This window comes from Caballeronia sp. INML1 (assembly GCF_023631085.1).
Classification (GTDB): domain Bacteria; phylum Pseudomonadota; class Gammaproteobacteria; order Burkholderiales; family Burkholderiaceae; genus Caballeronia; species Caballeronia turbans.
Genome location: NZ_JALQDT010000059.1, coordinates 1 through 14,657, shown reverse-complemented (window position 1 = coordinate 14,657; position 14,657 = coordinate 1). Strand labels below are relative to the sequence as shown.

At 62.0% G+C, this 14,657-nt stretch carries 3 protein-coding genes and 1 pseudogene; 1 reads left to right on the top strand and 3 read right to left on the bottom strand.

All coding sequences use genetic code 11. The features are described from left to right. Positions 1-162 precede the first annotated feature (162 nt). Together NCR38_RS22950 and NCR38_RS22945 are read right to left on the bottom strand one after the other, a co-directional pair. Entirely contained in the window at positions 163-1,854 is a 1,692-nt protein-coding gene (locus NCR38_RS22950; RefSeq protein ID WP_250477670.1) for a cyclic peptide export ABC transporter, read from the bottom strand. Then, positions 1,854-2,729, bottom strand: a complete 876-nt coding sequence (locus NCR38_RS22945) for an alpha/beta fold hydrolase (RefSeq protein WP_250477714.1) — start codon at positions 2,727-2,729, stop codon at positions 1,854-1,856. Before NCR38_RS22945 ends, NCR38_RS22950 begins: the two co-directional genes overlap by 1 nt. 154 nt (positions 2,730-2,883) lie before the next feature. Here NCR38_RS22945 and NCR38_RS22940 point away from each other — a divergent pair, with 154 nt between their 5' ends. Continuing rightward, complete coding sequence (locus NCR38_RS22940; RefSeq protein ID WP_061117035.1) at positions 2,884-3,543, top strand: hypothetical protein; 660 nt, start codon at positions 2,884-2,886, stop codon at positions 3,541-3,543. A gap of 102 nt (positions 3,544-3,645) precedes the next feature. On the opposite strand, the pseudogene NCR38_RS22935 reads toward NCR38_RS22940, so the two are convergent. Continuing rightward, positions 3,646-14,649: pseudogene (locus NCR38_RS22935) on the bottom strand (amino acid adenylation domain-containing protein); the annotation flags it as partial. Positions 14,650-14,657 lie beyond the last annotated feature (8 nt).

Genomic DNA, 14,657 nt, shown 5'->3' with positions numbered 1-14,657 from the left:
CCCGCTATTCCAGACTTCGCTGGCGTGACCGACGCCGTCGAGCAGTACCGTGAACTCATCACCGCCTGGGCGGCTCACGGTGTCGTTAGTAGCCACCGCATTCAGCAGGCGTCGCGACACAACGCCGTGGGCGGAGACGCGGTGTTCGAGTGAACGGCAAGCTCATTCCGCCACTGCCGAGCCACCGCGTCCGGCGAACAGGCCTTCTTTCAGTGCTTCCGAGGATACGTCGGTAAGGCGCCCGTTCGCAACCTGAACGAGACGATCGGCGCATTCGAAATAGGCATCGTCGTGAGAGATGACGATGACTGTCTTCCCCTTGCGCTTGAGCTCGGGAATCAACTGCGTGTAGAACACGCGCCTGAATACGGGATCCTGATCGGCGGCCCATTCGTCGAACAGATAGATTGGGCGATCTTCCAGATACGACGCTATGAGCGCCATGCGCTTGCGTTGTCCGGAAGAGAGATTGACCGTGCTGAACCGGTTGCCCTTCATGCTGACCTTGTGATCGAGTTCGAGCTTGTGAAGATACTGCGCCGCCTGCTTCGCAATCTGCGACTGGTCTTCACACAGCACCTCATCGAACAGATGAAAGTCGGCGAACACGGCCGAGAAGCGCTCGCGATAATGCGCAAGGTTCTCCCGCTCGACTCTTACGCCGTTCAATTCCACATGCCCTTGCTCGGGTTCGTACAGTCCGAGCAGCAGCATCGCGAGCGTAGTCTTGCCGCTGCCGTTGCCGCCGATCAAGTAGACCACTTCGCCCTGACGAATCGATAGATCAATCGGCCCCAATGTGAACGGATGATCTTCCGTCAGCCCCGGATATCGATGCGATACGGCGGAGAACCGGATCAGCGGCACGCCTTCGGCTGCGTCCCCGAAGGGATCGTCTGGCGTGACATGAGCATCATCATCCGGTTGCTGCGTGAGCTCGGCATCGAGAATGCGGATGCGCCCCAGCGCAATCGACGCCTGACGAAGAATCGGCAAAGTCGTCATGACTTCGCTGACCGGCTGGATCAGGAAGAGAAGCAAGAGGGTGAGCGTCACGAGCACGCCGTGCGATTGTGGAAACCAATGCGGCACGACGAGCAGAATCAGGCCGATCGCCACATAGAAGAGCATGCCACCCGCGTTGGCGACGAGCGAATAGACGAGCATCGCGCGGGTGAACGATCGGCGGAATGCGTGTGCGGTCGAATGAACGACGTGCTCGGTGAAGTATCGGGCTCGCGCGTCGTTGAGTTGCAATTCCCGCGTGCCTTCCAGCAAGGAACGAAAGTGCCTGAAGATGACATCGAGCTGATCTCTCACCGCTTGCATTTCGCGCAAGGGCCAGCGCTCGATAACATGATAAATCGCCCCTCCGACGACGAGAAAGACGAAAAAGCACGCGAACGCCTGCCACGAAAGCCACGCCATATACACGAGGCATACGGCGATGAGCACCACGTTGCCGAACGCGAGCGGCAGCATTTGCGAAGCTTGCGCGAACGTGTTGATGTCTGTGGTAAGAATGGCGAGCAGGCGCGGCTTGCCAAGCGTTTGCAGCTTCTTGTAGGGCGTGCGCAGAATCTTGCGGCATAGCTCGATTCGAAGACTGCATATCACCTGCTGACCGAAATCCAGCACGATGATCTGCGAACTCGTTCTGAACAGCAGTTGCGCCGCGCACACCGCGAAGAAAACGATCACCAGTCCGCGCGTTTCGATCTGACCGGCGGCGACTTTGCTGATTAGACGCGCGATCTCCGCACTGCACAGCGCCCCGGCGAACCCGGCGATGACTGCGATGACCAGTCGCGGCATGGACTGTCGGCGAAGCTGCGCGGGAATGATGGAGAACATCACTGACCTCCGCTTGCGGCATGCGGCAGGGAAGCAAGGAATGCCTCGATCGTGCGATTGAATTCATCGGGGTTATCGGTCATCACCGCATGGCCGGCGCGGGATATCGTGGCGAGCTGTCCTTCGCGCAGCGCGTGATGCGCCATGCGCTGTGCATCCTGCGGTTTGAGCACCGCTGACCCGACGCCTCTCACGACGAGCGTCGGGCAGCGCACGGACGCCATCATCTGCCACAGCTGTTCCGCGCGCGGCTCCATGTTTTGCGGCGACTCATCAGCGACGCGCCGGTCTAGCTTCGGCTCGAACATGCCGGCCGGCGTTCGGCGCAACGCATGCAGGGCGAGATTGCGAAGTGCACGGCCGTTCGCCAGCGGACGCCGGTCGAGCAACCACGATACGTATCCGTCGATCGTGTCGAACGTAGCCGGCGTCTCGCGTATGTCGGCACGAACGCGTTGTGAACCCGATGCGTCGGATTCCGGTCCAAAGTCCACCATGACCAGTCCGGAAACATGGTGCCCGAGCAGGGCATCCAATTGCAACGCGACACTGCCGCCGAGCGAATGACCGATAAGAACGGGCTTTCTTATGTTCATTGCAAGCAGAACCTGTAACACGTCGCCAGCAAGGGTTGGTGAATCGTAAGCGCGCTCCGGGTCCCAGCTCGAATCGCCGTGGCCCCTTAAATCGATCGACACGAAGCGATGTTCGGCCGACGCTACGTCGGTCAACGTTCGCCATACGCCGCTGCACTCGCCGCGGCCGTGCAGCAAGACGCAGGGCGTGCCGATACTTCCGGACTCTTCAACGGAGATATCAAAACGGCCGTCGCGAACCTTGATACTGCGCCGCTGCATGAATAAGGGACGTTTCATCTTGAGCACCTATCTGGAACCAGGCTTAGTGTGTCTTTCGAAAGTTAGCGGGCGATGAGGGCGCGGGTCGTTTCGAATCGTGGTCATGGGCTAAGGGCGAACTAACTTTCGACGCATAACCTGACGCACATCGCAACCTACCGGTGGAGTCCTCATGAAAAGCGCCGAACATGCCTATGAAGAGCAGGATTCTCAGCTCGTCGAGTTTGCAGACACCGAGAGGGTCGACGTCTCGCCGGAAGCCCTCGCAGCGATGGTCGCCGAGGCAATGCACGTGAAGCGATGCGTCGTTTCGATACCCGTCGATGATCGCGTCGCCGAGTTGTGCTCCGCGCACACCGAGGCATTCGGCGAAGTCCATATTGGCGAGAAGACGGCCATCGTCGAATACTCGGACGCGCACGACAAGATGTTCGCCGTCCTCGCGCTGAATGGAAAGACGATAGGCGTCGTGCAAGTATCGGGACCGCGGCTCGGACGGCAATTCGATGAACATGATCTGAAGCTGCTCCAGATTCTCGGTACGTTCGTCACGCGATCCGTCGAGGCGGACCGGCTGGAGAAGCTCGTCGCCTCGCCGTTCGCCCAGGCAACGATCAGGCGATCGTCGGATCAGACGATCGGCGACATCGTCGCGCAATCCGTCCAGAACCCGAGCCAGCTCTCCAAGATGCTTGCACGATCGTTCTATCGAGAGATGACGCGCGCGGGATTCGACTTCAATCAGATCATCGGCGCGGCCACCGAAATCATTTCTGAACTCGCCAGCAACGTGCGCAAGCACAGCGATCGCAAGCAGCGGCGCGAAGGTTGAGCGATCGTCATATTGGCGGGCTCGGCGCACTCGTTTGACTCCTTCCATGCCTTCGTTCGATAGCATCGCCACGGCCTCTTGAGCGGTGGCGATGCTGGTTCTCTACTTCGCCGACGCGCCGATCACATTCATCGATGCAAGGTTCTGTCCGATCATCGCGAGCGACGATGGCAGGCACATCTCGGTATGCATGCAATCGATGTCGTAATTCGCTATCGAACCATTCACGCAGTCTCGCCATTGCGCGATACGTCGGGGTTGTCCGGGCGCTTCGGAGCGCGTCGCCGTGAAATAGACGATATCGCCATGGAACGACTTGGGCGTGAACATCGATTGCAACTGCATGTTCCGCTGCGTTGTACCTATCAGCGTCGTAATGTGGTCGTCCGTGATATACGCGGGTATCAGCCGATGCTCACGCAGCGCGACCACGCGCTCGTTGGTCGATCGCATCGCCTGAAGCGTGAGCATCAGATCGGGCGACATGCTCGGGAACGTGGCTGCGAACAGCGCGCATTCATCGACTTCGGGTGCAGCGAGTCCGTCAGGCAGACGCGAATCCAGCAATACGAGTTCGCCGACCTTCTCGCCGAGGCTTTGCAGTTGCGTCGCCATTTCGTACGCAAGCAGTCCGCCAAATGACCAGCCGAGGAGGTGATACGGACCGTGAGGCTGGATCGTGCGGATGCGCGCGATGTAGTCGGCCGCCATCTCGGCGATGCTAGCGGGACCGTAACCGGGGTGCTTTAACGCCGGCGTCTGGACCGCATAGATCGGCCGGTCGCCATCGATGATCTTCGCGAGACCCGCATAACTCCACGCCAATCCGCCGACCGGATGAATGCAGAAGAGCGGTGCGCCATCGCCCGGTGTGCGGATCGGCAGAATCGGATCGAATTCGTTGTTTGAAGGTGCGGCGTTCAGTTGATTTGCCAGTTCCGCCACCGATGGCGCATTGAAGAGAACGCGAATCGAAATGTCCTGGCCGAGCTTCGCGTGAATCGATGCCATCAACTGAACGGCCAGCAATGAATGCCCCCCAAGCGCGAAGAAGTTGTCGAAGACACTCACGCGCTCGAGGCCGAGCACGCTGGCGAAGCACTGCGCGAGCGTGTGTTCGAGCGAGGTGCGCGGCGCGACATAAGCGCCAAGATCCTGCCACTGCGGATCGGGCAATGCGCGGCGATCGAGCTTGCCGTTGGGCGTGAGCGGCAGCGCATCGAGCGTCACGAACGCAGATGGCACCATGTAATCGGGCAAGCGCGCACTCACATGCTCGCGAAGCGCGTTCGTATCGACATCGGCAAGTCCCGTGACATAGGCGATGAGTTGCTGGTCTTGTGTCGCTTCACGCCGTGCCCGTGCGATTACGACGGCTTCGCGCACGGCCGGATGACTGGCGAGCTGCGCTTCGATCTCGCCGAGTTCGATGCGGAAGCCGCGAATCTTGACCTGATGATCGTTGCGTCCGAGGAACTCGAGATTGCCATCGGCGCGATAACGCGCGAGATCGCCCGTGCGATAGATGCGGGCATCGGCAATGAATGGATCGTCGAGGAAGCGTTCGGCGGTGAGATCGGGACGATTGAGATAACCGCGCGCCACACCCGCGCCACCGATATACAACTCGCCCACGGCACCGGGCGGCACGAGCCGGTAGTGCGCATCGAGCACGTACAGACGCGTGTTGGCGATCGGCCGACCGACCGATATCGTCGATGACCTATGCGCTTCGGGGCCCGTGCGATAGCACGACGACCAGACCGTTGTTTCAGTCGGACCGTAGAGATTCCACAGCGCCTTGACCTTCTCGTTCAGACGCGCCGCGAGGTTCGCGGACAACGCTTCGCCGCCGCACAGCGCGGTAAGCTTCGCGCTGCCGCTCCACTGCGTATCGAGCAGCATGCGCCAGGTGGCCGGCGTCGCCTGCATGAAGCTGATGGCGTGCGCATCGATGAGCGCTTGCAACGCGAGCGGATCGGCCGCGTCGCTGCGGGACGCGAGCACGATGCACGCGCCGGTGCTCAAGGGCAAATACAACTCCAGCCCCGCGATATCGAAGGATATCGTCGTGACGGCGAGCAGTTTGTCGGCGGCGCTCATCGAGGTGATATCGCGCATCGAGCACAGGAAGTTCAGCATCTCGCGATGCTCGACCATCACGCCTTTGGGCTTGCCTGTGGAGCCCGAAGTGAAGAGCACGTAAGCGAGATGATGCGGCGCGAGCCTTGTTTGCGGATTGCCTGCCGATTCATCGAGCGATGCGTTCGGATCGAGCACGCTCAACGTACCCGTATCACCGAGCGCTTCGCGGCCGGTGGCATCGGCGATTAGCAGCCGAGGTGTCGAGTCGGTGAGGATGTGAGTCAGGCGCTCGCCGGGATAGGCCGGATCGAGCGGCACATAGGCGCCGCCCGCTTTGAGTATCGCGAGCAATGACACCACCATGCCGATGCCACGCTCCACGCACAGCGCCACGCGATCTTCCGGCTCGACCCCGAGCGCGAGCAGACGACGCGCGAGCCGATTGGCACGCGCATTGAGTTGCGCGTACGTGAGCGTTTGATCGTCGAAGACGAGCGCGATCGCATCGGGTGTGCGCTCGACCTGCTGCTCGAACAACTGATGAATGCACAGCTCGACAGGGTAAGGCGCGGCGGTATCGTTCCACGTCTGGACCAGTAACTGACGCGTGTCGGGCGGCAGCACATCGAGTTGATCGACGGGCGTCTGCGGTGCCTGCTCGAGCGCCTGCACGAGACTCGATAACGCTTGCTCCATGTACCCGCACAACTGATCGGGCGACAGCGGCGCGAGCGTTTGCGCGGTCAAACCAAGGCTCTCGCCGTTGTCTTCGACAGCGAGCATGAGCGGATAGTTGGTGCGCTCTTCGGCGCCGAGCAGTTCGATGCCCTCGAAGGCGTACTGTTCATCGGCGACGGCCTGATTGTGCCGATAGTTCAGCAGCGCGCTAAAGAGCGGCGCGGGCGCGGCCACGCCACTGCATCGCTGAGCGAGCGCGAGCGGGGCATGCTGATGCTGCAGCAAGGCCGCCAGACGTCGGTGCGTGTCACGCACGCTATCGACAACAGAGGCATCGTTCACATCGAGACGAATCGGCAAGGTGTTGATGAGCAGCCCGAGCGCCTGATCGACACCTGCCTGCATGCGTCCGAGCAGCACGGTGCCGAAGACGATGCGGCCATCGCTGGCGCTTGCCGCGTCGAGCACACGCGCCCATGCGAGATGACAGAGACTGGCGAGACTGACGCCGAGTTCTCGCGCCTGCGTGCGCAGACGCGTGTTCAACGCCGCGGGCAACGTCACGCGAGCTTCGGCAACAGCGGAGCCGTCGTGATGTACATCGGTGAAGCCAAAGGGCAGCGTGGGCTCGCTGACATCGGCGAGCATGTCGCGGAAGAACGCTTCATGCTCCTGCTGAGTGGCGCCGAGCCGAGCCTGCGCAACCAGATCGCGAAACGGTTGCGCCACATTGAGAGCATCCGCACGACCCTCGAGCAGTGCGCTGATCTCCTTCTGAATTACTTCGAGCGTAACGTGGTCGCCGATCAGGTGATGCCACACGAGCAGCGCGAGCCAGCGCGGCGAATCGTGCTCCTTCGCGATGGTGAGCCGAAGCAGGGGCGCCTGATGCAAAGGCAGGCGTTGAGAGCGCGCATCGAACAGACGCGCGAGTTGATCGGCTGCCGGACCGTGCGCGGGATCGAGCTCGATCTCGTCGATGGTGACAGGCGCTTCGCGACAGACGACTTGCGCGGGCGTGCTGATGCCATCGTGAATGAAGGCGGTGCGCAGGATGTCGTGCCGTGCGATGATCCGTTGCAGCGCATCGAGCCAGGCATCGAGACGCGCGCGGCTATCGAAGGCGATACGCGCGGTTTGCAGATACGGGTCGCCCTCGGTGGTCAGCATGTGATGGAACAGAATGCCTTCCTGAAGCGGTGCAAGCGCGTAAATGTCTTGCACGTTGGCGAGACCACCAGGCACTTGCCCGACGATGTGATCGATATCCGCTTGCGTCAAGGCGATGAGCGGCAGCATGGCAGGCGTGAGCGCAGTCGTGTCGCGCGTGATGACATTGGGCGGCACGACGATATCGTCCGGAATCGCACCGCGCTCGATCGATGCCGCGAGCGTACTGAGGACGGGCGTCGCGAAGAGATCGCGCACGTTGGCGTGCAGGCCGATGCGGCGCATGCGTTCGATGAGCGTCACGGCCAGCAGCGAATGGCCGCCGAGCGCGAAGAAGTTATCCTGCCGGCCCACGCGATCGAGGCCCAGCAACTCGGCCCACAGATCGGCGAGCGATGATTCGGTCTCACCCAAAGGCGCTTCGAAGGGACGCAGCGCAAAGGCATCGGCGTGCGGATCGGGCAGCGCGTGACGGTCGAGCTTGCCGTTAGGCGTGAGCGGCAGTGCATCGAGCATGACGATCGCCGATGGCACCATGTAATCGGGCAGGCGCTCCGCGAGATGCTCGCGCAAGACACTGGCATCGACATCGGCAAGCAGCGTGACATAAGCGATGAGTTGCTGATCCTGCGAGGCTTCGCTTCGGGCCCGCGCGATGACCACCGCTTCACGCACGGCGGCATGATCCACGAGTTGCGCTTCGATCTCGCCGAGTTCGATACGGAAGCCGCGCACCTTCACCTGGTGATCGTTGCGGCCGAGGAACTCGATGTTGCCATCGGCACGATAACGCGCGAGATCGCCCGTGCGGTACATGCGCTCGCCGGGCATGAACGGATCGTCGAGGAAGCGTTCGGCGGTGAGTTCAGGCCGGTTGAGATAACCACGCGCCACGCCCGCGCCGCCGATATACACTTCGCCCACCGTGCCGAGCGGCACCGGCTTGCATCGAGCATCGAGCAGATAGACGCGCGTGTTGCCGATCGGCTTGCCGATGGTCTCCGTCACGCGATCGCCCTTATGCATCTCGATCCACGTCGAGTAAGTGGTCGTCTCGGACGGCCCATACAGATTGCACAATCGTTCGATATCGGTCTCGGCGAAGATGCGTTTCATCAGTGCGAGCTTGAGCGGCTCGCCGGCAAGGTTGATCGTCTTGACAGACGCCAGCGATGCGCCCGCATCGAGTAGCGAAGTGATCGCCGATGGCACCGTGTTGACGAGGCTCACATCGTGCGGCTTTCTAGAAAGTGCCAGGACGTTGTCGACGAGATGCACTGTGGCCCCGCAGGTCAACGGTGCGAAGCATTCATAGACCGAAAGATCGAAGTTGACCGATGTGGCAAACAGCGTGTGTGAAAGCTCTTTCGATGTGAAGGCGTTCAGCGCCCAGCTGAGGAAGTTGACGGCATTTCGATGTTCGATGGCGACGCCCTTCGGCTTGCCCGTCGATCCCGACGTATAGATCACATACGCGAGGTTATGCGGCGCGACAGGTGCCTGCGGATCGGCCGGCGAGAGCGCTTCCTCGTCGGATGCATGAAGATCGAGTACCGTTAGCGGGCCTGTGTCGCCCAACGCATCACGGCCGACTGCATCGGCGATCAGCAGTCGCGGCTCGGCATCGGCAAGAATGTGATTCAGCCGTTCACCGGGATAGGCAGGATCGAGCGGCACGTATGCGCCGCCCGCCTTGAGCGTTGCTATCAACGAGACGATCATGCCGATGCGCCGCTCCATGCATAACGCGACGCGATCTTCCGGCTGCACGCGCAGCGCGATCAGTCGATGCGCAAGCCGATTCGCACGCGCATTCAGCTCCGCATACGTAAGGGATTCGTCTTCGAAGACGAGCGCCGTCGCATCGGGCGTGCGTCGAACCTGTTGCTCGAAGAGCTGATGCATGCAGAGGTGGTCGGGGTAGGCGCACGCCGTATCGTTCCATTGATTGAACAGCGCATGCTCTTCAGGCAACACGAGCTCGAGCGCATGCAGCGGTGCATCCGGCCGCGCGAGCGCCTGATCGAGCAATCGCGTGAAGCGTTCACCGAAACGAACGATAGTGTGCTTATCGAAAAGATCGGTCGCGTAGCTGATGCTGCCTGTGAAGCGGTCGTGCGTATGAGTCAGGTTCAGCGTGAGGTCGAACTTGGCGCCGGCTTCGGCCGGAGGCAGGAGTTCCAGCGTGAGGCCCGGCAAAGCAAGTGCCTCGAGCGGCGCGTTCTGCAAGACGAGCATCACTTGAAACAGCGGCGTGCGGCTCATGTCACGCACCGGCGCGAGCGCTTCGACGAGTTTTTCGAAGGGCAGGTCCTGATGCGCGTAAGCGGCGAGCGTCGTATCGCGCACTTGCGCGAGCAATTCACGCAAGCAGGGCTCGCCCGAGAGATCCGCACGCAATACGAGCGTATTAACGAACAGCCCGATGAGCGGTTCGATCTGCGCATGCGTGCGATTGGCGATCGGCGAGCCGACTGCCACTTGCGATTGCCCGGACAGGCGAGCAAGAAGCGTCTGGAACGCGGCGAGCACCACCATGTACGGCGTTACGCCTTCGCGATGCGCGAGCGTGTTCACGCGCTCCGACAAGTCAGGACTCAGCGAAAAGGGCAACGTCGCGCCACGTCCGCTGATTCGTGCAGGGCGAGGACGATCGGTCGGCAGATCGAGCGGTGCGAGTTCGGCGAGCTGAGTGCACCAGTATTGCGTCTGTCGATCGAGTTCCGCACCGGCGAGCCAATCCCGCTGCCACAATGTGAAGTCGGCATACTGCACGACCAGGCGCGGCAAAGCGAGCGGTTCGTCATGCAACATGGCCTTATAGCAGGCGCCGAGTTCCCGCACGAGCACGCCGATGGACCAGCCATCGGAGATGATGTGATGCATCGTGAAGAGCAGCATATGCTCGTCTTGCGCGAGGCGAAGCAGTTGCGCGCGAAGAAGCGGCCCGTGCTGAAGATCGAACGCTCGCGTGGCTTCGGCTTGCGTGATCCGGCGGACTTCGGCGGCTTGCGCATCGGTGGCGAGCGTGTCGAGTTCGACGAGGGGCAGTGCGATTTGCAATTGCGCCGCGATGCATTGAACGGCCTGACCACCTTGTTGCACGAAAGAAGTACGCAGGCTTTCGTGACGCTCCAGGAGGGCATTCAAAGCAGTTTCGAGCGACCGAACATCGAGCGACCCGCTCAGGCGCACGGCTACCGGAATGTTATAGGTGGATTGTCCGGGGTTGAGCTGTTCGAGGAACCACAATCGTTCCTGCGCGAAAGACAGCGGTAAATGCCGCGGCCGCGTGCGCGCTTGCAGTGTCGGGATTGCGCTGACGTGACCCGTTTCCTGCTGCAACGTTTCGGCGAGCGAAGCCACGGTCGGCGCATCGAACAACGTTCGCAAGGGCAATTCGATGGAAAGCGCCTGACGCAAGCGCGATACGAGTTGCGTGGCCAGCAGCGAATGCCCCCCAAGCGCGAAGAAGTTGTCGAAGACACTCACGCGCTCGAGGCCGAGGACGCTGGCGAAGCACTGCGCGAGCGTGTGTTCGAGCGAGGTGCGCGGCGCGACATAAGCGCCAAGATCCTGCCACTGCGGATCGGGCAATGCGCGGCGATCGAGCTTGCCGTTGGGCGTGAGCGGCAGCGCATCGAGCGTCACGAACGCAGATGGCACCATGTAATCGGGCAAGCGCGCACTCACATGCTCGCGAAGCGCGTTCGTATCGACATCGGCAAGTCCCGTGACATAGGCGATGAGTTGCTGGTCTTGTGTCGCTTCACGCCGTGCCCGTGCGATTACGACGGCTTCGCGCACGGCCGGATGACTGGCGAGCTGCGCTTCGATCTCGCCGAGTTCGATGCGGAAGCCGCGAATCTTGACCTGATGATCGTTGCGTCCGAGGAACTCGAGATTGCCATCGGCGCGATAACGCGCGAGATCGCCCGTGCGATAGATGCGGGCATCGGCAATGAATGGATCGTCGAGGAAGCGTTCGGCGGTGAGATCGGGACGATTGAGATAACCGCGCGCCACACCCGCGCCACCGATATACAACTCGCCCACGGCACCGGGCGGCACGAGCCGGTAGTGCGCATCGAGCACGTACAGACGCGTGTTGGCGATCGGCCGACCGACCGATATCGTCGATGACCTATGCGCTTCGGGGCCCGTGCGATAGCACGACGACCAGACCGTTGTTTCAGTCGGACCGTAGAGATTCCACAGCGCCTTGACCTTCTCGTTCAGACGCGCCGCGAGGTTCGCGGACAACGCTTCGCCGCCGCACAGCGCGGTAAGCTTCGCGCTGCCGCTCCACTGCGTATCGAGCAGCATGCGCCAGGTGGCCGGCGTCGCCTGCATGAAGCTGATGGCGTGCGCATCGATGAGCGCTTGCAACGCGAGCGGATCGGCCGCGTCGCTGCGGGACGCGAGCACGATGCACGCGCCGGTGCTCAAGGGCAAATACAACTCCAGCCCCGCGATATCGAAGGATATCGTCGTGACGGCGAGCAGTTTGTCGGCGGCGCTCATCGAGGTGATATCGCGCATCGAGCACAGGAAGTTCAGCATCTCGCGATGCTCGACCATCACGCCTTTGGGCTTGCCTGTGGAGCCCGAAGTGAAGAGCACGTAAGCGAGATGATGCGGCGCGAGCCTTGTTTGCGGATTGCCTGCCGATTCATCGAGCGATGCGTTCGGATCGAGCACGCTCAACGTACCCGTATCACCGAGCGCTTCGCGGCCGGTGGCATCGGCGATTAGCAGCCGAGGTGTCGAGTCGGTGAGGATGTGAGTCAGGCGCTCGCCGGGATAGGCCGGATCGAGCGGCACATAGGCGCCGCCCGCTTTGAGTATCGCGAGCAATGACACCACCATGCCGATGCCACGCTCCACGCACAGCGCCACGCGATCTTCCGGCTCGACCCCGAGCGCGAGCAGACGACGCGCGAGCCGATTGGCACGCGCATTGAGTTGCGCGTACGTGAGCGTTTGATCGTCGAAGACGAGCGCGATCGCATCGGGTGTGCGCTCGACCTGCTGCTCGAACAACTGATGAATGCACAGCTCGACAGGGTAAGGCGCGGCGGTATCGTTCCACGTCTGGACCAGTAACTGACGCGTGTCGGGCGGCAGCACATCGAGTTGATCGACGGGCGTCTGCGGTGCCTGCTCGAGCGCCTGCACGAGACTCGATAACGCTTGCTCCATGTACCCGCACAACTGATCGGGCGACAGCGGCGCGAGCGTTTGCGCGGTCAAACCAAGGCTCTCGCCGTTGTCTTCGACAGCGAGCATGAGCGGATAGTTGGTGCGCTCTTCGGCGCCGAGCAGTTCGATGCCCTCGAAGGCGTACTGTTCATCGGCGACGGCCTGATTGTGCCGATAGTTCAGCAGCGCGCTAAAGAGCGGCGCGGGCGCGGCCACGCCACTGCATCGCTGAGCGAGCGCGAGCGGGGCATGCTGATGCTGCAGCAAGGCCGCCAGACGTCGGTGCGTGTCACGCACGCTATCGACAACAGAGGCATCGTTCACATCGAGACGAATCGGCAAGGTGTTGATGAGCAGCCCGAGCGCCTGATCGACACCTGCCTGCATGCGTCCGAGCAGCACGGTGCCGAAGACGATGCGGCCATCGCTGGCGCTTGCCGCGTCGAGCACACGCGCCCATGCGAGATGACAGAGACTGGCGAGACTGACGCCGAGTTCTCGCGCCTGCGTGCGCAGACGCGTGTTCAACGCCGCGGGCAACGTCACGCGAGCTTCGGCAACAGCGGAGCCGTCGTGATGTACATCGGTGAAGCCAAAGGGCAGCGTGGGCTCGCTGACATCGGCGAGCATGTCGCGGAAGAACGCTTCATGCTCCTGCTGAGTGGCGCCGAGCCGAGCCTGCGCAACCAGATCGCGAAACGGTTGCGCCACATTGAGAGCATCCGCACGACCCTCGAGCAGTGCGCTGATCTCCTTCTGAATTACTTCGAGCGTAACGTGGTCGCCGATCAGGTGATGCCACACGAGCAGCGCGAGCCAGCGCGGCGAATCGTGCTCCTTCGCGATGGTGAGCCGAAGCAGGGGCGCCTGATGCAAAGGCAGGCGTTGAGAGCGCGCATCGAACAGACGCGCGAGTTGATCGGCTGCCGGACCGTGCGCGGGATCGAGCTCGATCTCGTCGATGGTGACAGGCGCTTCGCGACAGACGACTTGCGCGGGCGTGCTGATGCCATCGTGAATGAAGGCGGTGCGCAGGATGTCGTGCCGTGCGATGATCCGTTGCAGCGCATCGAGCCAGGCATCGAGACGCGCGCGGCTATCGAAGGCGATACGCGCGGTTTGCAGATACGGGTCGCCCTCGGTGGTCAGCATGTGATGGAACAGAATGCCTTCCTGAAGCGGTGCAAGCGCGTAAATGTCTTGCACGTTGGCGAGACCACCAGGCACTTGCCCGACGATGTGATCGATATCCGCTTGCGTCAAGGCGATGAGCGGCAGCATGGCAGGCGTGAGCGCAGTCGTGTCGCGCGTGATGACATTGGGCGGCACGACGATATCGTCCGGAATCGCACCGCGCTCGATCGATGCCGCGAGCGTACTGAGGACGGGCGTCGCGAAGAGATCGCGCACGTTGGCGTGCAGGCCGATGCGGCGCATGCGTTCGATGAGCGTCACGGCCAGCAGCGAATGGCCGCCGAGCGCGAAGAAGTTATCCTGCCGGCCCACGCGATCGAGGCCCAGCAACTCGGCCCACAGATCGGCGAGCGATGATTCGGTCTCACCCAAAGGCGCTTCGAAGGGACGCAGCGCAAAGGCATCGGCGTGCGGATCGGGCAGCGCGTGACGGTCGAGCTTGCCGTTAGGCGTGAGCGGCAGTGCATCGAGCATGACGATCGCCGATGGCACCATGTAATCGGGCAGGCGCTCCGCGAGATGCTCGCGCAAGACACTGGCATCGACATCGGCAAGCAGCGTGACATAAGCGATGAGTTGCTGATCCTGCGAGGCTTCGCTTCGGGCCCGCGCGATGACCACCGCTTCACGCACGGCGGCATGATCCACGAGTTGCGCTTCGATCTCGCCGAGTTCGATACGGAAGCCGCGCACCTTCACCTGGTGATCGTTGCGGCCGAGGAACTCGATGTTGCCATCGGCACGATAACGCGCGAGATCGCCCGTGCGGTACATGCGCTCGCCGG